The sequence below is a fragment of the Cribrihabitans pelagius genome, from assembly GCF_048820915.1.
GTDB lineage: Bacteria > Pseudomonadota > Alphaproteobacteria > Rhodobacterales > Rhodobacteraceae > Cribrihabitans_A > Cribrihabitans_A pelagius.
In genome coordinates this window covers 124,760-143,762 of sequence record NZ_JBMERR010000012.1, presented here as the reverse complement: position 1 = coordinate 143,762, position 19,003 = coordinate 124,760, and the positions used below count along the sequence as shown (strand labels likewise).

Here is a 19,003-nt window from a genome sequence, read left to right as displayed (position 1 = left end):
TCCGGCCCGTCCCGGCGCCTCTCCGCCGCGTTTCCCGATCCGATCCTGCATCGCCATCCCTGGCTCAGCGTCCCGTCCGGTGTGTCTCAGCAGCGCCTCAGCGCCGCCGGTGAAGGGGGTTCTAAGGGGAGCACCGCCGGCCCGCAACCCAAAAATCAGCCAAAATGCCCTTTTTCAGATGGAAAGATGACAAACACCGTAAAATCAATGACTTACACTGCAAAAAAGTCAGCCCCCCTGACCCGGTTTTGCGGCCCGCAGCCCCAAAATCCAGCCCCCCTCCCCCGCCGCGCCGCCTTATCCACAGACTCGCGCCGCTTACCCACAGCCCCGCCGCCAGTCTCACCGACAAACTCACCCCGGACCCGCTCCGGACCCGCCCGTGAACCGCCAAACCCGATTCCGCCCGCCCGCCTTTCTGACCCCAAATACCCCGGGGGAGGCCCAAAGGGCCGGGGGCAAAGCCCCCAAGAAGGCCGGGCGGACATGCCGCCCGCCGGATTCGGGCCCAAAAACGACTCCAGGCCTGCGCGTTTCATGTTCGACGCCCGCCCGGATCCAGCCTTAGCGTTTCTCATCATCAGACCGCCCCTACCCTCCAGGCAAAAGGACAGACCGAAGATGGACAGTTTCGCAGCGCCCCGCCCTGACAGGATTGCTCCCGGCAGTTTCCCGGCCGGCGCGATCCCGCTCGCCATCCCGCCGGAAGCAGCCTCCGCCCGGCTGGCCTTCGACAGGGCGCTGGAGGCAGCGCGGGCCTTGCATGCGGCCCTCCCCGCAATGGCTGCTTTCCAGCCCTGGCCCGAAGACCTCACCTGGGCCGGGCGGCACGGATCAAGTGTCCCCGGCGCCGCGCTGCTGGCAAGCGATCCGGGACAGGCCGCGGCCGGAGGGCCGGCGGCAGCAGAGGTGCGGGCATTGCAGGAGGCCCTTGCGGCCCTGGCGCCGCATGCCGAATGGCGCCTAACCTATACGGAGGCCGAGGTCGGCGCGGACTTCCTGCGGCGCTTCGGCTGGTTCGAGCTGGCGGGCCCCACCGGGCATTTCCACTCGGAGCAGATCCGGATGACCGTGGGCTACTGGGGCCGCGGGCTCGACTACCCCTGGCACCAGCACGGGCCGGAAGAGCTTTACTGTGTGCTCTCGGGCCAAGCCACTTTCCTGGCCGAGGGCGAGGCGCCGCTTGTGCTCACTCCGGGAGACACCAGACTGCACGCCGCGAACCAGCCGCATGCGATGGTGACAGGGGACGCGCCGATCCTGTGCTTTGTCTTGTGGAGGGGCGAGGGGCTGGCGGAGGACCCGCGCATGTCCGCGTCCTGAGGCGGGACCGCCGGGCGCAGCCCTCTCTCTATATAGGCAGCCGCTCCACTGAGAGCGGCCGCCGCGCAGCCCCGCCCCGGAACGCTCCGGAGCGGGGGTTCACGTGAAGACCCGGGATCAGGCCAGCGCGGCGGTCACGATGACCTCGACCAGGAAGTCGGGGCGGGCGAGCTTGGCTTCGCCGCAGGCGCGGGCCGGGGCGTGGCCCTCCGGCACCCAGGCATCCCAGACCGTGTTCATCTCGTCGAAATCGCCCATATCCGCGAGCCAGATCACCACCTGCAGCATGTGGTTGCGGCTGCTGCCTGCCTCGGCCAGCAGCGCGTCGACCTTGTCGAGGCACTCCTGCGTCTGCTGCGCAACGCTGGCACCCGCGGTGCCGACCTGGCCCGCCAGGTAGACGGTCTCGCCATGAGTCACGATCTGGCTCATCCGTGCGCCGCTCTGTCTGCGTGTAATGCTGGCCATGGGCCCCTCCTCTTTCCTGCTGTCCTATATACGGGGGCGCCGCGGCCCCCGTCCCCTCTCCGATAGCCCGGCCCCGCGGGCGCGGCAATCTACCGGCGCCTCAGGCTTCAGGAAAACTTCCGGAAAAGCCGGGTCATGTCGAACAGCTCGTCCAGCCGGTCATAACGTTCCTTGGTCTTGTCCCAGCTCTCTTCCTGGGTGGCGGCGATCATCGCCTCCAGAAGCATCATGGTGGAGATGTTGGAATCCCAGGCCGAGGGGATCTCCACCCAGCAATTGAAGGTGTGATCCGCCACCCCGGCAATCGGGCTCGCCCATTGGTCTGTAATCAGGATGATGCGCACACCGCGCCCGGCGGCCAGTTCGGCCAGCCGCTGCAGGTTGGTCTCGTAGCGGCGCACGTCGAACATCATCAGCGTGTCGCCCTCCACCATGTCGAGCACGTAATGCGGCCAGGTGGCGGAGGAGGAGGTCATATGGGTGACCCGCTGCCGGATCGCCTGGAAATGGGTAAAAGCGTAATCCGCCAGCGCCCGGGTGATGCGCCCGCCGACCACGTAGAGCCGCCCCTCGGTGTTGGCGAGCTGGCGGACGGCGGCGTCGAACTGGGCCGAGTCGATGTTGGAAAACGTCTGTTGCAGGTTGTCGGTGACGGCCTGTGCAAATCTGTTCAGCAAATGGCCTTCGGGCGCTTCTGATGCCCAGTTGTCGCGCCGTTTGGTGGGGCCGGAGACCTTGGCCTCAAGCTCCTTCAAGAGTGCCTGGTGGAACTGCGGATACCCTTTGAAGCCCAGTTTCTGCACCATCCGGGCCACCGTTGGCGTGGAAACCTCGGCATTGGCGGCCACGATGGTGATCGAGGCCAGACCCGCCGCGGGATAGTTTTCCAGCAGCAAATTTGCGAATTTGCGCTCGGACTGGGTGAGCGAGGAATAATTCTCGCGGATCAACTCGCGAACTGTGGCGGGCGGTTTCGACAACGGCACTTCCCTGCGTTTGAACAGACACTTTCCTACCCGGACCCAGCCTGAAGAGAAAGTTTCAGGAATCCCTGTCTGGAACCGATCATGAAAATATATTGACACAAATATCTCTTCATGGAAACATTTTTCCAAATCGCAGGGAGGCGGCATATGCGAGAGAGCGATTCTCACGCTTTGGGGGAAGCAGTGGAAGTGGTGAACCCGAACGGGACCGGCGCCGTGCTCTTGTTGTGCGAACATGCCTCCAGCGACATTCCCGCCCGTTACAACGGACTGGGGCTGAAGCGGGAAGACCGGCAGAGTCATGCGGCCTGGGACCCGGGCGCGCGCGCCGTCGCGATGCACCTGTCGGCCGCGCTCGACGCGCCGCTGGTCGCCAGCCGGGTGTCGCGGCTGGTGTTCGACTGCAACCGCCCGCCCGAAGCCGCTTCCGCGATGCCGGAAAAATCCGAGCTGATCGAGGTGCCGGGCAACGCGAACCTCACGCCCGAACAGCGCCAGGAGCGGGAGGACAGCGTTTATACCCCCTTCTGCGACGCCGTGACCCGGGTGATCGGGGCGCGCGAGAAGGCCGGGCTCAAAACCGCGGTTGTCACCATGCACAGCTTCACGCCGGTCTATTATGGCAAGCCGCGGCCTGTGGAAATCGGCATCCTGCACGACAGCGACAGCCGCATGGCCGATACGATGCTGGCCGGGGCCCCTGCCCTGCCGCACCGCCGGATCGAGCGTAACCAGCCTTACGGCCCCGGCGACGGCGTGACCCATTCGCTGAAGGAACACGCGCTTTCGCGCGGGTTGCCCAACGTGATGATCGAGATCCGCAACGACCTCCTGCGCTCAGACGCGGACGAGCAGGCGATGGCGGAGGAGATGCTGACCCTGCTGCGCCCGGCGCTTGCCGCACTCACGGCCGAAGGAGGCCCCGATGCCTAGAGTGATCACCGCCTATGTGCGCGCCATCGACGCGATGAACCGCGCGATCGGCCGCTTTGCCATGTATCTGATCTTCGCCCTGATCGGGGTGCTTCTATGGTCTTCGGTGTCCAAGACCTTCTTCAACCCCTCGCTCTGGACGCTGGAGACCGCGCAGTTCGTGATGGTCGCCTATTACATCCTCGGCGGGCCCTACTCTATCCAGATGGGCTCCAACGTGCGGATGGACCTGTTTTATGGCGCCTGGTCGGTGAAGACCAAGGCCATGGTCGACGCCTTCACGGTGCTGTTCCTGATCACTTACCTCGGCATCCTGATGTACGGCGCGCTGAGCTCTACCGCCTATTCGCTGGGCTACTTCGGAATGGAGCCGGTGCAGTTCTTCTGGGACCTCTTTAAAACGCTTGTCACCCAGGGCTTCGCCGCCGCCGGTGAGGAGCTTGGCTATCTGGAGCGCAGCTCCACCGCCTGGCGGCCTTTCCTGTGGCCGGTCAAAACCATCCTCTGTTTCGGCGTCTTCCTGATGCTGCTGCAATGCCTTGCCGAACTGTTCCGGGACATCGGACGCCTGCGCGGAGTCGAGATTTAATGCCTTACGAAATGATCGCCATCGTCATGTTTGCCGGCATGATGCTGATGCTGATGACCGGCCAGCGGGTGTTTGGCGCCATCGGCTTTGTCGGCGCGGTTGCGGGGCTGTTCCTCTGGGGCACCGGCGGGGTGGAGATCCCGTTCTCGGCCTCGATGAAGCTGATGAAATGGTATCCGCTGCTGACCCTGCCGATGTTCATCTTCATGGGCTACGTGCTGTCGGAGTCCAAGATCGCCGACGACCTCTACCGCATGTTCCACGTCTGGATGGGGCCGGTGAAGGGCGGGCTGGCCATCGGCACCATCGGCCTGATGGTGCTGATCTCGGCGATGAACGGCCTGTCGGTGGCGGGCATGGCCATTGGTGCCACCATCGCGCTGCCCGAGCTGTTGCGCCGCGGTTACGACAAGATCCTGGTGACCGGCACCATTCAGGCCGGCTCCTCGCTTGGCATCCTGGTGCCGCCTTCGGTGGTGCTGGTGCTCTATGCGATGATCGCGCGCCAGCCGGTGGGGCAGTTGTGGCTGGCCGGTGTGGTGCCGGGGCTGCTGATGGCCGCCATGTTCATCATCTACATCTATGTCCGCGCCCGCATGCAGCCGCATCTGGGCCCCGCGATGCACCCCGAGGACCTGGCGGAATACGAGCAGATCACCGACCACCCGCTGCGCCTCAACTACCTAACGCTGGCCACGCTGGTGCTGGTGCCGCTCTTGATCCTGACCGGCGCGACCGATGCGCAGCCTGCGCTTGGCCTCGGCCTGGGCCTCGGCGTGCTCTCCTTCGTGATGCGCGGGAACCCTGCGTTCTACAGAGATATCTACATGAAGGAGAAGCACCGGCTGCTGTTCTCCGGCGTGCTGCCGCTGGCGATCTTTGCGGCGATGATGGTGCCCTTCGTGAACGGCTGGACCTCTCTGGTGGAAAGCTCTGCCATCGGCGCCATCACCGCCTTCCTGGCCGCGGTGCTGAAGGGCCGCATGAACAAGGAGGTTTTCGAAGTCTCCGTGCGCTCCACGCTGGGCATCTCTTGCATGTTCATGTGGATCATCCTGGCAGCCTTGGGCTTTGGCGCGGTGTTCGACGGGCTGGGCGCGGTGAAGGCGATCGAGGATCTGTTCACCACCCAGCTGGGCCTTTCCCCCTGGATGATCCTGATCTTGATGCAGCTGAGCTTCATCATCATGGGCACATTCCTTGATGACACCGCGATGCTGGTGATCGTGGCGCCGCTTTATGTGCCCCTGGTCGGCGCGCTAGGATTCGATCTGATCTGGTACGGGGTGCTTTATACGATCACCACCCAGATCGCCTATATGACGCCGCCCTTCGGCTACAACCTGTTCCTGATGCGCGCCATGGCACCGCCGGAGATCGGGCTGAAGGACATCTATGTCTCGATCATCCCCTTTGCCGCGGTGATGGTGCTGGCACTCGCCCTGATCATGGTCTTCCCGCAGATCGCCCTGTGGCTGCCGGAATACGTCTACGGAAAATAACCAAGCAGAGTCCTGCCTAGGGGCCGGATAGTTCAACAAGGAGTGAGAAATATGACAACAAGACGCAAGTTCCTGCAGTCGGCCGGCGCGGGCGCCATGGCCGCACCCTTGGCCACCCCGGCTCTGGCGCAATCCACCATCACCTGGCGCATGCAGACCTATGCCGGCGCCGCCCTGGCCGAACATGTAGTGAAACCCGCCATCGACATGTTCAACAAGATCGCCGGCGACCGCATGCAGATCGAACTGTTCTACGCCGACCAGCTGGTGCCCACCGGCGAATTGTTCCGCGCCATGCAGCGCGGCACCATCGACGCGGTGCAGTCCGATGACGACTCGATGGCCTCGCCCACCGATGTCACCGTCTTCGGCGGCTACTTCCCCTTCGCCTCGCGCTACTCGCTCGACGTGCCCGTGCTGTTCAACCAGTACGGCCTGAACGAGATCTGGGACGCGGAATATTCCAAGGTCGGCGTCAAGCACATCTCGGCCGGCGCCTGGGACCCTTGCCACTTCGCCACCAAGGACCCGATCAACTCGCTGGAAGATCTGAAAGGCAAGCGCGTCTTCACCTTCCCCACTGCGGGCCGCTTCCTCAGCCAGTTTGGCGTGGTGCCGGTCACCTTGCCCTGGGAAGACATCGAGGTCGCGGTGCAGACCGGCGAACTCGACGGCATCGCCTGGTCCGGCATCACCGAGGATTACACCGTCGGCTGGGCCGATGTGACCGACTATTTCCTGACCAACAACATCTCCGGCGCCTGGGCGGGCTCGTTCTTTGCCAACATGGGCCGCTGGGAAGAACTGCCGGAAGACCTGCAAACCCTGTTCCGCGTTTGCTGCGACCAGTCTCACTACTACCGCCAATGGTGGTACTGGGGCGGCGAAGCCAGCTTGCGTGTGAACGGCGACAAGATGAAGCTGACCACCATTCCCGACAATGAATGGCAGCAGGTCGAAGACGCCGCCGTCAAGTTCTGGGACGAGATCGCCGCGGAATCCGAGACCAAGGCGAAAGTCGTGGAGATCTTCAAGAAGTACAACGCCGACATGCAGAAAGCCGGCCGCCCCTACCGCTACGGCTAAGCGCACGGCTGACGATCTTGGATTTGGCCTGCGCCGCAGCGGGCCAAATTCCTTACCAAAGGAATTTGTCAAAACGCTTTCTCAAGCGTTTTGGCCGCAACAGACAAAGGGCCGCTCATGCTCTCCTTCGATACGCTGAAACAACAGGTTGCCGATGGCAGCGTCGACACCGTGCTGGCCTGTCTGGTGGACATGCAGGGCCGCCTGATGGGCAAGCGCTTCCATGCCCAGCATTTCATCCGCAGCGCCTGGGAGGAGACCCACTGCTGCAACTACCTGCTTGCCACCGACCTGGAGATGTCCACTCCGGAAGGCTTTGCCGCCACCAGCTGGGAACGGGGCTACGGCGACTACGTGATGAAACCCGACCTCGCCACCCTGCGCCCTGTGCCCTGGCTGGAGGGGACGGTGATGGTGCTTTGCGATGTGCTCGATCATCACACCCATGAAGAGATCGCCCATTCCCCCCGCGGGATGCTGAAACGGCAGATCCGGCGGCTCGAAGCGATGGGCTTTGACGCGATGACCGCAACCGAGCTGGAGTTCTTCCTGTTCGAGAAAAGCTTCGACGAGATCCGCAAGTCGGGCTTCCGCGATCTCGCGCCGATCTCCGGTTACAACGAGGATTACAACATTCTGCAGACCACCCGCGAAGAGCACGTGCTGCGCCCGGTGCGCAACCACCTGTGGGAAGCGGGCATCCCGGTGGAATGCACCAAGGGTGAGGCTGAGACCGGCCAGGAAGAGCTGAATATCAAGTATTCGGATGCGCTTGGCACCGCCGATCACCACACTATCGCCAAACACGCGGTGAAGGAGATCGCCCACCAGCAGGGCCACGCCGTCTCCTTCCTACCGAAGTGGAGCCACGCAAAGGTCGGCTCCTCCAGCCACGTGCACCAGTCGCTGTGGAAGGACGGCCAGCCCGCCTTTTTTGACGAGGCGGACGAGCTGGGCATGTCGGAGCTGATGAAAAGCTACATGGCGGGGCTTTTGAAATACGCCCCCGACTACACCTATTTCATGGCGTCCTACATCAACAGCTACAAGCGCTTCGTGAAGGGCACCTTCGCGCCGACCCGGATCATCTGGTCGGTCGACAACCGCACCGCTGGCTTCAGGCTCTGCGGCGACGGCACCAAGGCGATCCGGGTGGAATGCCGCCTGCCGGGCTCGGACATGAACCCCTACCTCGCCTCGGCCGCGATGCTGGCGGCGGGCATTGCGGGAATCGAGGAAGGGCTGGAGCTGCAAGCGCCTGCCAAGGGCGATGTCTACCAGGGCGATACCGGCATGATCCCGAGCACCCTGCGCGACGCCCGCGCGGCGCTGAAAGACTCGCAGATGCTGCGCGAAGCCTTTGGCGAGGAGGTGGTGGACCACTACCTGCGCGCCGCCGAGGTGGAGATCGAGGATTTCGACCGCGTGGTCACGGACTACGAGATTGCGCGCGGCTTTGAGCGGGCGTGATCCGGGCTGCGCCGGGGGCCAGCCCCCGGACCCCCGGGGTATTTAAGGACAGAAAGTGACATGGGCCTCGTGCCCTGGTGAACGGAGTTGATGGCGATGGGCCAGACATTGAAATGCATCTCGCCGGTGGATGGATCGGTTTTTGCGGAGCGCGCGGTGCTGTCGCGCGACGAGGCTTTTGCGGCCGCTGGACGCGCCCGCGCGGCACAGGGCGCATGGGCCGCCCGGCCGCTGCAGGAGCGGATCGATCTGGTGATGGCGGGTGTTGCCGCGGTGGGTGCAATGAACGATGAAATCGTGCCGGAGCTGGCGCAGATGATGGGCCGGCCGGTGCGCTATGGCGGTGAGTTCGGCGGCTTCAACGAACGTGCCAGCCACATGGCGCAGATCGCCAAAGAGGCACTGGCCGATATCGAGGTTGGCGAAGACGCCACCTTCAAGCGCTACATCAAGCGGCTGCCGCATGGCGTGGTGCTGGTGGTGGCGCCGTGGAACTACCCTTACATGACCGCGATCAACACGGTGGCGCCTGCGCTGATCGCCGGCAATACCGTGGTGCTGAAACATGCAACCCAGACCCTGCTGGCGGGCGAGCGCATGGCGCAGGCCTTCCACTCCGCCGGCGTGCCTGAGGATGTGTTCCAGAACCTCTTCCTTGATCATGACACCACCTCGGAGCTGATTGCCCGCAAGGCGTTCAACTTCGTCAACTTCACCGGCTCGGTCGGCGGCGGCAAGGCGATGGAGCGCGCCGCGGCTGGCACCTTCACCGGCGTCGGCACCGAGCTTGGCGGCAAGGACCCGGGCTATGTGATGGCGGACGCGGATCTGGATGCGGCAGTGGATACCCTGATCGATGGCGCCATGTTCAATTCCGGCCAGTGCTGCTGCGGCATCGAGCGGATCTACGTGCACGAAAGCCTATATGACGCCTTCCTGGAGAAGGCGATTGCCATCGTGAAGGGCTACAAGCTCGGCAACCCTTTGGATGCAGAGACCACCATCGGCCCGATGGCCAGCGTGCGCTTTGCCAGTGAGGTGCGCGGCCAGATTGCCGAGGCCGTCGCCGCGGGCGCCGTTGCCCATATAGAAACCTTTGCCGAAGATGACGCCGCAGCTTACCTCACCCCGCAGATCCTCACCAATGTGACCCACGATATGCGGGTGATGCGCGAGGAGAGCTTCGGTCCCGTCGTGGGCATCATGAAGGTCTCTTCCGACGAAGAAGCCATTGAACTCATGAACGACAGCGACTTCGGCCTCACCGCCTCGCTCTGGACCCGCGATGTGGAGCGGGCGCAAGCCGTGGGCGACCGCTTGGAAACCGGAACCGTTTTCATGAACCGGGCCGACTACCTCGACCCCGGCCTCTGCTGGACCGGCTGCAAGGACACCGGCCGCGGCGGCGGCCTGTCGGTGATCGGCTACCACAACCTGACCCGCCCGAAATCCTACCACCTGAAAAAGGTCACGGGCTGAGCCTCGTCACCTTGGCAAAAATACTCCGGGGGGCTTGCCGGCAGGCAAGCGGGGGCAGCGCCCCCTCCCCGGTTTCATCACAGGAACACGCCTATGTCTCTTATTGGAAACTGGTCTTACCCGACCGCGATCAAGTTCGGCCCTGGCCGGATCAAGGAACTTGCCCAAGCCTGCGAACTGGCGGGCATCAGGAAGCCGCTGCTGGTCACCGACAAGGGGCTGGCGAACCTGCCCGTCACCCAACGCACCCTCGACATCATGGAAGCGGCGGGCCTAGGGCGCGGCATCTTCTCCGAGGTTGACCCCAACCCGAACGAGAAGAACCTCGACGCCGGTGTTGCCGCCTACAAGGCGGGCGGCCATGACGGGGTGATCGCCTTTGGCGGCGGTTCCGGGCTGGATCTGGGCAAGATGGTCGCCTTCATGGCGGGCCAGACCCGGCCGGTGTGGGATTTCGAGGATATCAGCGACTGGTGGACCCGCGCCGACGCCGACGCCATCGCGCCGATCATCGCGGTGCCGACCACCGCAGGCACCGGCTCGGAAGTGGGCCGCGCCAGCGTCATCACCGACAGCGTTACCCATCAGAAGAAGATCATTTTCCACCCCAAGGTGCTGCCCGCGGTCGTGATCTGCGACCCCGAGCTGACCGTGGGGATGCCGAAGTTCATCACCGCCGGCACCGGGCTGGACGCCTTTGCCCATTGTGTCGAGGCCTACTCCTCGCCCCATTACCACCCGATGTCCCAAGGCATCGCGCTGGAAGGCATGCGCCTGGTCAAGGATTACCTGCCGCGCGCCTATGCAGACGGCAGCGACATCGAGGCGCGGGCGCAGATGATGTCGGCCGCCGCGATGGGCGCCACCGCCTTCCAGAAGGGCCTGGGGGCGATCCACGCGATGAGCCACCCGGTCGGCGCGCATTTCAACACTCATCATGGCACCACCAACGCGGTCTGCATGCCGGCAGTGCTGGACTTCAACGCGCCAGTGATCGCCGACCGCTTCACCCAGGCGGCGGCTTATCTGGGCATCGAAGGCGGCTTCGACGGCTTCCGCGCCTTCGTGCAGAAATTCAACGACAGCCTTGGCATCCCGCGCCGCCTGTCGGATCTGGGCGTGACCGAGGCAGCAATCCCCGAGCTGGTCGAGGGCGCGCTGATCGACCCTTCCTGCGGCGGCAACCCGGTCGAACTGACAAAGGAGAACTTCACGGCGCTGTTCAATGCTGCGCTCTGAGGAACTGAGATATTCAGTCGCAAGCGCTCCCTGCCCTGGCGGGGAGCGCTTTCATTTTGGTTAGTCGTTAGACCGTTCTTATTTACCCCGAGCGCGGAACAAGGCCGTGAGGCCGCCCTCAACGCAGGCTGCGCAGCAGCTCCTGCGAGGGCGTGCCGGTCGCGGGCCAGCCGCGGCTGACCTGGTAGGCGCGGATTGCGGCCTGGCTGTTCGGGCCGATCACCCCGTCGCTGCCGCCGGTGTCGAAGCCGCGGGCGGTGAGCCGCTTTTGAAGCGCGATCCGGTCCGCCTTGGTCAGCCCGTTGGCATCCGGCGGGAAACCGGCGCGCAGGGGGCCGCCCCCGGCAATCCGGTCTGCCAGATGGCCCACGCCGATCGCATAGGCATCGGAGTTGTTGTAGCGCTTGATCGCATTGAAGTTGGACGTCACCGCAAAGCGCGGCCCGCCCGGCTGCGGCTGGATCACCCGGCCCGCAGGCGCGTCCGCCCCCATCTCGCCGCCCCATTTCAGCCCGCGCTTCCAGCCGTTGCGCGAAAGGTAGGCGGCGGTGGAGGCCAGCGCGTCGCTTGGATCCTCGGACCAGATGTCGCGCCGCCCGTCGCCTGTGAAATCGACGGCAAACGCCTGATACGAAGTCGGGATGAACTGCGTATGCCCCATCGCCCCCGCCCAGCTGCCGGTCATCCGCGCGGGCGGGATGTCGCCGTTCTGCAAGATGCGCAACGCCGCCAGCAGCTGTTTCTCGAAAAATGCGCCGCGCCGGCCGTCATAAGCCAGCGTCGAGGTGGCCGAAATCACCGGCACATCGCCGCGGCGCTCGCCATAATAGCTCTCCAGCCCCCAGATCGCGGCGATGATCTCCGCATCGACGCCATAGGCGCGCTCCAGCGCCGCCAATGTGCTGCGGTGGCGGGCAAAGGCGGCGCGGCCCTTGGCGACCCGCTCGTCCGAAACCGCGATGGAGAGATAATCCTCCAGGCTGCGCTTGAACTCGGTCTGGTTGCGGTCTCGGGTGATGACACCCGGCAGGTATCCGGCACCGCGGAAGGCCGCGCGCAGGGTGCTGTCGGAAATGCCGCTGGCCCGCGCCCGGCTGCGGAAGCTTGCAACCCAAGCGTCATAGCCCGCATTTGGCGCCGGGCGCAGATCGGACGGCAACCCGCCCGTTTCCGTGGCGCCCCTGCCCCGCACCGCAGGGCGGCTGCATGCTGCAAGCCCGAATGCCAGAAGCCCAATTCCGAAGTAACGCCGTGAGATTTCCATGCCGTACCCTGCCCGCTGATTTGTCTGTTGTTCCCGCCCGGCCCCGCGGCGGCGTGCCGCCTGCGGCCGCTTCTGCTGTCAGCCTGTCAGATTCCCAAGGCGGCGCCAAGGCCGCCTCCTCGCCCCCGGGCCGCAGGCGGCGAGGCGCCGCCGCCCTTGTTGCGCGCCGCCGGTCTACAGCGTCTCGCCCAGGCTGATCTCGGGACTGAGGCACTCAAACACCAGGTCCGCCGCTCCGCCAGCCTTGCGCGATTGCAGGATGATTTCCGCCGCGCGCGCCCCGATCCGGCGGCGGCAGGAATCGGTGGTGGCCAGCGCCAGCGGCATGCCCTGCAGGATCTGCAGGTTGTTGAAACCCGCCAGCGCGATGTCCTGCGGCACCTTCAACCCGGCCGCCAGGCAATGCATCAGCCCGCCGACGCTCATCACGTCGCTGGAGTAATAGATGCAGTCCAGCCCCGGGCTGCGCGCCAGCATCTGGGCAGTGAGCGCGCGCCCCGTCGCAATCGAGCTTTCGCCCGCGTAATGCTCCCGGTCCGCCAGTGTCACGCCCGCGGCCGCAAGCTCGTCGGTGAAGCCGTCAAAGCGCTTCCGCGCCCGGAAATCCTGCGGCATCTTGGTGCCGATGAAGCCGATCCGGCGGTGGCCGCGCGCCAGGATCTGCGCCGCCATCCCGCGCCCCGCCTGCAGGTGGGAGATGCCGACGCAATGGCGCACCGGGCTGCCGTCCACGTCCATCACCTCGACCACCGGGCAGCCCGCCTGCTGCAGCATCCGCCGGGTGGCCCCGGTATGTTCCATCCCCGCCACGACCAGTCCGGAGGGCCGCCAGCTCAGCATTTCGCGGATCACGCTTTCCTCTTCCTCGAGGTCATAGCCCGAGATCCCCACCACCGGCTTCAGGCCGCTGTCCTTCAAGACGGCCGAGATCCCCGACAGCACTTCGGGAAAAACAAAGCTGTTGAGCGAGGGCACCACCACCGCCACGAGGTTCACTGACTGCGACGAGAGCGAGCCCGCAATGCGGTTCGGCACATAGCCCTGCGCGCGCGCCACCTCCTCCACGCGGGCGCGCGTCTTTTCCGACACATCCGGCGCCCCGCGCAACGCCCGGGATGCGGTCATCTCACTCACCCCGGCCAGCCGGGCCACGTCTTTCAGCAGCAATTTCCTCGTCATGCCTCATGCTCCTGCACATTGACCGCGCCCGCAAGGCCCGCCGCCCGGCAGCGCCGCCGCCGCGGCAGCGGTCTTTGGCCGCAGGCTGCGGCCGGGCAGCCGGGCGGGCGCAGGCTTGCATTTTGCCTCCGGTGCCGATAACGATACCGCTAACAACAATACCTGAACACCCCAAACCGTTATCGATACCGGAGCCCCCGTCCCGGTGTCAGCAGCCGGAGAACACAGATGACCCTGAAAATTGCGATCAACGGATTCGGACGCATCGGCCGCGGCGTGCTGCGGGCGCTGCTGGAAAGCGGCGCCGAGGATGTCCAGGTGGTGGCCATCAACGACCTGGCCCCGGCCGAGACCCTGCTGCACCTGTTGAAATACGACAGCGTCCACGGCCGCCTGACGGTGCCCGCCAGCATCGCTGACGGCCGCCTCAAGGCGGGCCGCCACGACATCCGCCTCACCGCCGAGCGCAACCCCGAGGACCTGCCTTGGCAGGACGTTGACGTCGCCTTCGAATGCACCGGCATCTTCGTCAGCCGGGACGCCGCCGCCCGGCACCTGAAGAACGGCTCCAAGCGGGTGCTGATCTCCGCCCCGGGCAAGGAGGCAGACCGCACCGTGGTCTATGGCGTCAACCACATGGACCTGACGCCAGAGGACGTGGTGATCTCCAACGCCTCCTGCACCACCAACTGCCTGGCGCCGGTGGCCAAGGTGCTGGACGAGACCTTCGGCATCAAGACCGGGTACATGACCACGATCCACGCCTATACCGGCGACCAGCCGACCCATGACGCCAGCCACTCGGACCTCTACCGCGCCCGCGCTGCGGCGTTGTCGATGATCCCGACCTCCACTGGCGCTGCACGCGCCATCTCCGAAGTGCTGCCGCATCTGGAAGGCCGTCTGGAGGGCTCGGCAATCCGTGTGCCTACCGCCAATGTCTCGATGGTGGACCTCACCTTCCTGCCCGAGCGCCCGGCCACGGTGGAAGAGGTGAACGCGGCCATGCAGGCGGCGGCCGAAGGTCCGCTGAAGGGCATTCTGTCTTACGAGACCGAGCCGCTGGTGTCGGTGGATTTCAACCACGATCCCCACTCCAGCTGCTTTGCCGCGCCGCAGACAGCCGTCACTTCCGAAGGTCTGGTGCGGGTGGTCAGCTGGTATGACAACGAATGGGGATTCTCCAACCGCATGGTCGATACCGGCCGCCGCATCGGCGAAGTCCTGAAGGGCGGCTGAACACAGACGGCGGCCGCCGCGCGGCGGAGCGAGCACGAAAGGGCGGGCGCGCTCCCGCCCGTCGTCCGGCCCCTGCGGGCCCTCCTCCCGTGGGGCCGTGCCGCGCCTCGCGGCGCGGCACGGCCGGCAGAAAATCCCCGGCGCCGCGCGCCTGGTGGCCCCTGCCTCGGGAAAAGGCGGCGCCGGCAAGTCCACCGTCTCGGCCAACCTGGCCTGCGCGCTGGTGCTGCAGGGCCGCAAGGCAAGTCCGCTGGACGCCGATGTCTACCTCCCTCCGCAGCCGCGCAGGCTTGGCGTCTCCGGCCGTCCGGCCAGTCCCGGCGGCAAGACCATCCTGCGCCTGCGCAACCACGGCGTCACGCTGATGTCCATGGGGCTGATGACCGGCGAGAACCAGCAGGTGATCGGGCGCGGGCCGAGGCTGAGGGGGGCGCTGCAGCAGATGCTGGTGCAGGTGCGATGGGGCAATCCCGACGTGCTGATTGCCGGCCTGCCGCCCGGCAACGGCGACGGGCAGATGACGCAGGCGCAGATGGCGAAAGTGCACCGCGCCATCGTGGCCTCCACCCCGCAGGAGGTGGCGCTGATCGACGCCCGCAAGGGCATCGACATGTTCCGCAAGATGCACGTGCCGGTGCGGGGCATGGTAAAGGGCATGTCGGCCCACATCTGATTCAACTGCCGCCACGAGGAGCACCGTCTTCGACCACGGCGGCGCGGCGCAGGAGGCGCAGACGCAGGGGGTGCCGCTGCATCTGGACCGGCACCTGGCGGGCGGCAAAGGCATACCCATCGTGGCCGCCCAGCCCGAAAGCGCCCAGACCAGGGCGTTCCCCGAAATTGCCGCGAAGCTGGTCACCGAAGGCGCGGCCTGCCCCCTGCCAGTCCCGGGCCAAGGGCCGCGCAGCGGCGGCGGTGCGCAGCACCGTTCACCCTTGAGGCGGGGCTGGCAGACCACACAATGGACGGCGCGCTTGAAGGGCAGACTTGCCCGTCAAGCGCTTCCCGGCAGACCTTCTTCGCGCCGCGCAGCGGCGCCCCGCCCAACTGAGACGTGCTTTCCTCGAATGCTCGGGAACAGGCGGGAGCCACCCGCCCGCCGGTCAGGCGTATTTTTCCAAGCATCCCCCGGCCCGCAATTGCCGGAAGTCCGGCAGCACCCGGCGCAGGGGGTCGTGGCTCCAGTCCCACCAGGCCAGCTCCATCATCCGCTCCGCCACCGCCTCGGTGAAGCGGCGCCGGATCACCTTGGCGGTATTGCGGCCGGCGATGGTATAGCGCGCCGCGTCCTTGGTCACGATGGCTCCCGACGCCACCACCGCGCCGTGGCCGATGGTCATCTCCGGCTTCAAAATCGCGGCATGCCCGAACCAAGTGACATGGCCGGCATAGGCCCGGCGCCCGGCGCGGCAGGCCATGCACCCGGCGCCGTTCTCCGCATCGTCCCTATACTTCGCCGCGCGGTAGTGGAAATGGTGCAGCGAGGCCTTCTCCATCGGATGACCGGTGGCGCCGGTAGGGGTGAAGCTGGCGATACTGGCAAGTGTGCCGATCTCCGCATTGGCGATGTCGCAGGTCCGGTCGCAGCAGCTGCAGCCGCCAAAGACGGTACCCGTGATCCGGCTGCCCGCGCCAATCTCCACGAAAGCGCCGAAGCTGCTAACGGTGATCTGGCAATCGGGGTGCAGGAAGGGCGCCTCTGCTGTCAAGCGGGCCATGCCGTGTTCTTTTCGAGTGGTGGTATTTGCAGATTTGTTGATCCAACTTGAAGAAGGCTGCCGAAGCCCAGGACGGGAAGCCGCGCATCGCCGCCGCGCGGGCGCTCGCCGGCGATGCGCAGCGGCCTTCGGCCTTGATCCGCGCTGGAAGACAATCGGGCACGGCCCCATGATCCCCGCAGAGCAGCTCAGGGCAGCGGGAAAGGCGCGGATCGGGCGGCTTCACCTCTCTTGCCCGCCTTGCGCGCGCGCCGCCTGGTTTCGCCCTTGATCAGCCGCCGCCGCAGACAGCCCGACAGCCAGTCCATCACCATCACCATCAGCACGATCAGCACGATGTAATAGGCGACCTCTTCCCAGTCCTTGCGGGTGCTGATCGCCTGGGTCAGCAACAGGCCGATACCGCCGCCGGTGATGGCGCCGATGATGGTGGCGGAGCGGGTGTTCGACTCCAGGAAGTAGAGCAGCTGGCTCAACAGCACCGGCGTCACCTGGGGCAGCACCCCGAAGCGGCCGCGCAGCACCGCGCCGGCGCCGGTCGACTGCACGCCTTCAATCTGCTTGCTGTCGCTGTTCTCCAGCGCCTCCGAGAAGATCTTGCCGAAGGTCCCGGTGTCCGTCACCAGGATCGCCAGCGCGCCGGTCAGCGGGCCGGGGCCGAAGGCGCGCGCCAGAACCACTGTCCAGATCAGCGAGTCCACCCCGCGCACCAGATCGAACAGCCGCCGCGCGGCAAAGCGCAAGGCGCGCAGCGGCATGAAGTTGCGGGCGCCAAGGAAGGCAAGCGGCAGCGCCACCATCCCGGCGCCGATGGTGCCGAGGAAGGCCATCAGCAGCGTCTCGGCAATTGCCCAGGCGACATCCTGATGCCGCCACATCTTGTTGGTCCAGAAATCATTCAGGATCGCCCCCGCCTCGCCCGCCGAGGCGCGCGCCAGCAGTTCGCCCGCGCCCAGCCCGTGATAGGAGCTGTCCAGCGTGAAGAAGAACAGTTCCCAGCCGGTGAAATAGCGGAACACCTCGGCCCGGTTGCGGGTCACGGTCAGGCGGCCCGCATCGGTGCGCACCATCAGGCGGTTGCGCGACTGGCTGATCCACTCCGGCACCGCGCCCGGCGGCAGCTCCGCCTGCACCCCGGCGCTGCGGCTGGGCCGCGCAATGACCGTCCCGTAGCCCGGAGTATCGTACTCCACCGCATCCGGCGTGAAGCGCACCACATGGCCGCCTTCAAGGCCGATCACCGTGGTCTCGCCGAAACTGACCCACTCCGGCCCTTGGCCCGCGGGATAAGCCCCCTTGCGCTCGCCCTCCACTGCCGCCGTGACCTCGCCGGTGCGGTTGTCGCGCGTCACGTGGGTCTTGTAGCTGTAGCTGTCGCTGATGAGGGTGCGGGCGTTCTCCATATCCGCCCGCGCCAGGAGCCCAGGCACGCCGAAGGCAAAAAAGATATAGGCAAGGTAGCCCAGCACCGCCGCGGGCAGTGCCGCGCTCACCAGCCGCTTCTTCAGGAACAGCCGCGCCATCTGCCGCCGCAGATCACCGCTGCCCAAGTTGGCGTCGATCATGTTGGTCCCGATCATGGTCATCGCGCCTCTCCCTGCCCCAGCCGGGTGCGCAGCAGGCCGGACAGCTGGTCGGCGGCAACAATGGTGAGGAACAGGAGGATGAAGATCGCCGCCGCCTCGTCATAGCGCCCCTGCCCCCAGGACATCGCGTTCTTCAGCTCATAGCCGATGCCGCCCGCGCCGACGAAGCCGAGGATGGCGGAGGCGCGGATGTTGATCTCGAAGCGCAAAAGCGCGTAGCTCACGTAGTTCGGCGCCACCTGCGGCATCACCCCCAGCATCATCCGCTGCGTCCAGGCCGCGCCGGTGGAGGCGAGCCCTTCCACCGGCTGCAGGCAGGCGTTCTCGTTCACCTCGGAAAACAGTTTGCCCAGTGCCCCGGCGGTGTGGATGGCAATGGCGGTCATCGCCGCCACCGGCCCGCCCCCGAGCACGAAGATCAGCACCAGCGCAAAAACGATCTCCGGCACCGCGCGGGCAATGTCCATCAGCCGCCGGAACAGCGGAACCATCCGCGGCCAGGGTGCCAGCCCGCGGCCCGACAAAAGCGCCACCAGCGTGCCCGCAACCGCGCCCGTGAGGGTGGAGGCGGCGGCGATGTTCAGCGTCTCCGCCAGCGCCGGGAAAAACCGCACCAGATGGCCGGGCAATTCGGCAGCCTTTTCCGAGGCCTCGGCCAGCACTTCGGCCGGATAGTCGAAAACATGCGTGATGCCATCCGCGAAGGAGCCCGCGTTACGGGCATCCGCGGTGCGGAATCCCGCCGCCATCAGCGCGATGAATAGCGCGAGAAGAACGCCGCCATACAGCCGCTTGCGCCGCTTGAGCGCCATGTACTGCGTGCGGATCTCCGCGCCTGACGGCGCCGCCGCGGTGAGGTCTGCCATGAGATAGGTCCCGTCAATCGTTCCGGTGCGCCGCCGCCGCCCCCGCCCCGCCACGCGGGGGCGGAGAGGCCGTCTC

Annotated in this window: 16 protein-coding genes and 1 pseudogene; 10 read left to right on the top strand and 7 right to left on the bottom strand. The window is 65.9% G+C overall.

Annotation, left to right across the window (positions count from 1 at the left end; translation table 11 throughout):
- The first annotated feature begins 621 nt into the window (after window positions 1-621).
- Window positions 622-1,323 carry a dimethylsulfonioproprionate lyase family protein gene (locus tag ACOHX0_RS12540; RefSeq protein ID WP_420677147.1) on the top strand — a complete coding sequence of 234 codons (702 nt, stop codon included), beginning with the start codon at window positions 622-624 and terminating at the stop codon, window positions 1,321-1,323.
- A gap of 117 nt (window positions 1,324-1,440) precedes the next feature.
- Here ACOHX0_RS12540 and ACOHX0_RS12535 read toward each other — a convergent pair whose 3' ends face one another.
- A complete protein-coding gene (locus tag ACOHX0_RS12535) occupies window positions 1,441-1,791 on the bottom strand; it encodes a RidA family protein (RefSeq protein ID WP_420677145.1) in 351 nt (116 codons plus the stop codon).
- A gap of 107 nt (window positions 1,792-1,898) precedes the next feature.
- On the bottom strand, window positions 1,899-2,771 hold the full coding sequence (locus tag ACOHX0_RS12530) for a MurR/RpiR family transcriptional regulator (protein WP_420677143.1): 873 nt from the start codon (window positions 2,769-2,771) through the stop codon (window positions 1,899-1,901).
- A gap of 153 nt (window positions 2,772-2,924) precedes the next feature.
- Here ACOHX0_RS12530 and ACOHX0_RS12525 point away from each other — a divergent pair, with 153 nt between their 5' ends.
- The 7 genes from ACOHX0_RS12525 (at window position 2,925) to ACOHX0_RS12495 (ending at window position 11,075) form a co-directional block, all read left to right on the top strand.
- The gene (locus ACOHX0_RS12525; RefSeq protein ID WP_420677142.1) at window positions 2,925-3,710 is read left to right on the top strand and encodes an N-formylglutamate amidohydrolase; all 786 of its coding nucleotides are present in this window, start codon (window positions 2,925-2,927) and stop codon (window positions 3,708-3,710) included.
- Window positions 3,703-4,299, top strand: a complete 597-nt coding sequence (locus tag ACOHX0_RS12520) for a TRAP transporter small permease subunit (protein ID WP_420677140.1) — start codon at window positions 3,703-3,705, stop codon at window positions 4,297-4,299. The genes ACOHX0_RS12525 and ACOHX0_RS12520 overlap by 8 nt, the downstream gene beginning before the upstream one ends.
- Window positions 4,299-5,801, top strand: coding sequence for a TRAP transporter large permease (locus tag ACOHX0_RS12515; RefSeq protein WP_420677139.1), 1,503 nt, complete (start codon window positions 4,299-4,301; stop codon window positions 5,799-5,801). The genes ACOHX0_RS12520 and ACOHX0_RS12515 overlap by 1 nt, the downstream gene beginning before the upstream one ends.
- A 51-nt stretch (window positions 5,802-5,852) precedes the next feature.
- Entirely contained in the window at window positions 5,853-6,887 is a 1,035-nt protein-coding gene (locus ACOHX0_RS12510; protein WP_420677138.1) for a TRAP transporter substrate-binding protein, read from the top strand.
- 117 nt (window positions 6,888-7,004) lie between these two features.
- A complete protein-coding gene (locus tag ACOHX0_RS12505; RefSeq protein WP_420677137.1) occupies window positions 7,005-8,357 on the top strand; it encodes a glutamine synthetase family protein in 1,353 nt (450 codons plus the stop codon).
- Between the two features lie 96 nt (window positions 8,358-8,453).
- Entirely contained in the window at window positions 8,454-9,836 is a 1,383-nt protein-coding gene (locus ACOHX0_RS12500) for an aldehyde dehydrogenase family protein (protein ID WP_420677136.1), read from the top strand.
- A 93-nt stretch (window positions 9,837-9,929) separates the two neighbouring features.
- Window positions 9,930-11,075, top strand: coding sequence for an iron-containing alcohol dehydrogenase (locus ACOHX0_RS12495; protein WP_420677135.1), 1,146 nt, complete (start codon window positions 9,930-9,932; stop codon window positions 11,073-11,075).
- A gap of 118 nt (window positions 11,076-11,193) precedes the next feature.
- Here the strand turns inward: ACOHX0_RS12495 and ACOHX0_RS12490 are convergent, their stop codons facing one another.
- Both ACOHX0_RS12490 and ACOHX0_RS12485 read right to left on the bottom strand, forming a co-directional pair.
- Window positions 11,194-12,339 (bottom strand): lytic murein transglycosylase, encoded by a 1,146-nt coding sequence (locus tag ACOHX0_RS12490; protein ID WP_420677134.1) that lies wholly within the window; start codon window positions 12,337-12,339, stop codon window positions 11,194-11,196.
- A 174-nt stretch (window positions 12,340-12,513) separates the two neighbouring features.
- Window positions 12,514-13,518, bottom strand: a complete 1,005-nt coding sequence (locus ACOHX0_RS12485) for a LacI family DNA-binding transcriptional regulator (RefSeq protein ID WP_420677133.1) — start codon at window positions 13,516-13,518, stop codon at window positions 12,514-12,516.
- Between the two features lie 228 nt (window positions 13,519-13,746).
- Here ACOHX0_RS12485 and gap point away from each other — a divergent pair, with 228 nt between their 5' ends.
- Both gap and ACOHX0_RS12475 read left to right on the top strand, forming a co-directional pair.
- The gene (gene gap / locus ACOHX0_RS12480; protein ID WP_420677131.1) at window positions 13,747-14,757 is read left to right on the top strand and encodes a type I glyceraldehyde-3-phosphate dehydrogenase; all 1,011 of its coding nucleotides are present in this window, start codon (window positions 13,747-13,749) and stop codon (window positions 14,755-14,757) included.
- A 109-nt stretch (window positions 14,758-14,866) separates the two neighbouring features.
- A pseudogene (locus tag ACOHX0_RS12475) lies at window positions 14,867-15,629 on the top strand (P-loop NTPase); the annotation flags it as partial.
- Between the two features lie 231 nt (window positions 15,630-15,860).
- Here ACOHX0_RS12475 and ACOHX0_RS12470 read toward each other — a convergent pair.
- From ACOHX0_RS12470 to phnE (ACOHX0_RS12460), 3 genes are all read right to left on the bottom strand, one after another.
- Complete coding sequence (locus ACOHX0_RS12470) at window positions 15,861-16,475, bottom strand: LbetaH domain-containing protein (protein WP_420677130.1); 615 nt, start codon at window positions 16,473-16,475, stop codon at window positions 15,861-15,863.
- Window positions 16,476-16,663: 188 nt separating this feature from the next.
- Window positions 16,664-18,055, bottom strand: a complete 1,392-nt coding sequence (phnE, locus tag ACOHX0_RS12465) for a phosphonate ABC transporter, permease protein PhnE (protein WP_420677159.1) — start codon at window positions 18,053-18,055, stop codon at window positions 16,664-16,666.
- A 2-nt stretch (window positions 18,056-18,057) separates the two neighbouring features.
- Window positions 18,058-18,927 (bottom strand): phosphonate ABC transporter, permease protein PhnE, encoded by an 870-nt coding sequence (phnE, locus tag ACOHX0_RS12460; protein WP_420677128.1) that lies wholly within the window; start codon window positions 18,925-18,927, stop codon window positions 18,058-18,060.
- Window positions 18,928-19,003: the final 76 nt, after the last annotated feature.

What these genes read in the sequence shown, in the direction of transcription:
- ACOHX0_RS12540 (WP_420677147.1), top strand. Translation starts at nt 622, where the DNA reads ATGGACAGTTTCGCAGCGCCCCGCCCTGACAGGATTGCTCCCGGCAGT.
- ACOHX0_RS12535 (WP_420677145.1), bottom strand. Translation starts at nt 1,791, where the DNA reads ATGGCCAGCATTACACGCAGACAGAGCGGCGCACGGATGAGCCAGATC.
- ACOHX0_RS12525 (WP_420677142.1), top strand. Translation starts at nt 2,925, where the DNA reads ATGCGAGAGAGCGATTCTCACGCTTTGGGGGAAGCAGTGGAAGTGGTG.
- ACOHX0_RS12520 (WP_420677140.1), top strand. Translation starts at nt 3,703, where the DNA reads ATGCCTAGAGTGATCACCGCCTATGTGCGCGCCATCGACGCGATGAAC.
- ACOHX0_RS12515 (WP_420677139.1), top strand. Translation starts at nt 4,299, where the DNA reads ATGCCTTACGAAATGATCGCCATCGTCATGTTTGCCGGCATGATGCTG.
- ACOHX0_RS12510 (WP_420677138.1), top strand. Translation starts at nt 5,853, where the DNA reads ATGACAACAAGACGCAAGTTCCTGCAGTCGGCCGGCGCGGGCGCCATG.
- ACOHX0_RS12505 (WP_420677137.1), top strand. Translation starts at nt 7,005, where the DNA reads ATGCTCTCCTTCGATACGCTGAAACAACAGGTTGCCGATGGCAGCGTC.
- ACOHX0_RS12500 (WP_420677136.1), top strand. Translation starts at nt 8,454, where the DNA reads ATGGGCCAGACATTGAAATGCATCTCGCCGGTGGATGGATCGGTTTTT.
- ACOHX0_RS12495 (WP_420677135.1), top strand. Translation starts at nt 9,930, where the DNA reads ATGTCTCTTATTGGAAACTGGTCTTACCCGACCGCGATCAAGTTCGGC.
- ACOHX0_RS12490 (WP_420677134.1), bottom strand. Translation starts at nt 12,339, where the DNA reads ATGGAAATCTCACGGCGTTACTTCGGAATTGGGCTTCTGGCATTCGGG.
- ACOHX0_RS12485 (WP_420677133.1), bottom strand. Translation starts at nt 13,518, where the DNA reads ATGACGAGGAAATTGCTGCTGAAAGACGTGGCCCGGCTGGCCGGGGTG.
- gap (WP_420677131.1), top strand. Translation starts at nt 13,747, where the DNA reads ATGACCCTGAAAATTGCGATCAACGGATTCGGACGCATCGGCCGCGGC.
- ACOHX0_RS12470 (WP_420677130.1), bottom strand. Translation starts at nt 16,475, where the DNA reads ATGGCCCGCTTGACAGCAGAGGCGCCCTTCCTGCACCCCGATTGCCAG.
- phnE (WP_420677159.1), bottom strand. Translation starts at nt 18,055, where the DNA reads ATGATCGGGACCAACATGATCGACGCCAACTTGGGCAGCGGTGATCTG.
- phnE (WP_420677128.1), bottom strand. Translation starts at nt 18,927, where the DNA reads ATGGCAGACCTCACCGCGGCGGCGCCGTCAGGCGCGGAGATCCGCACG.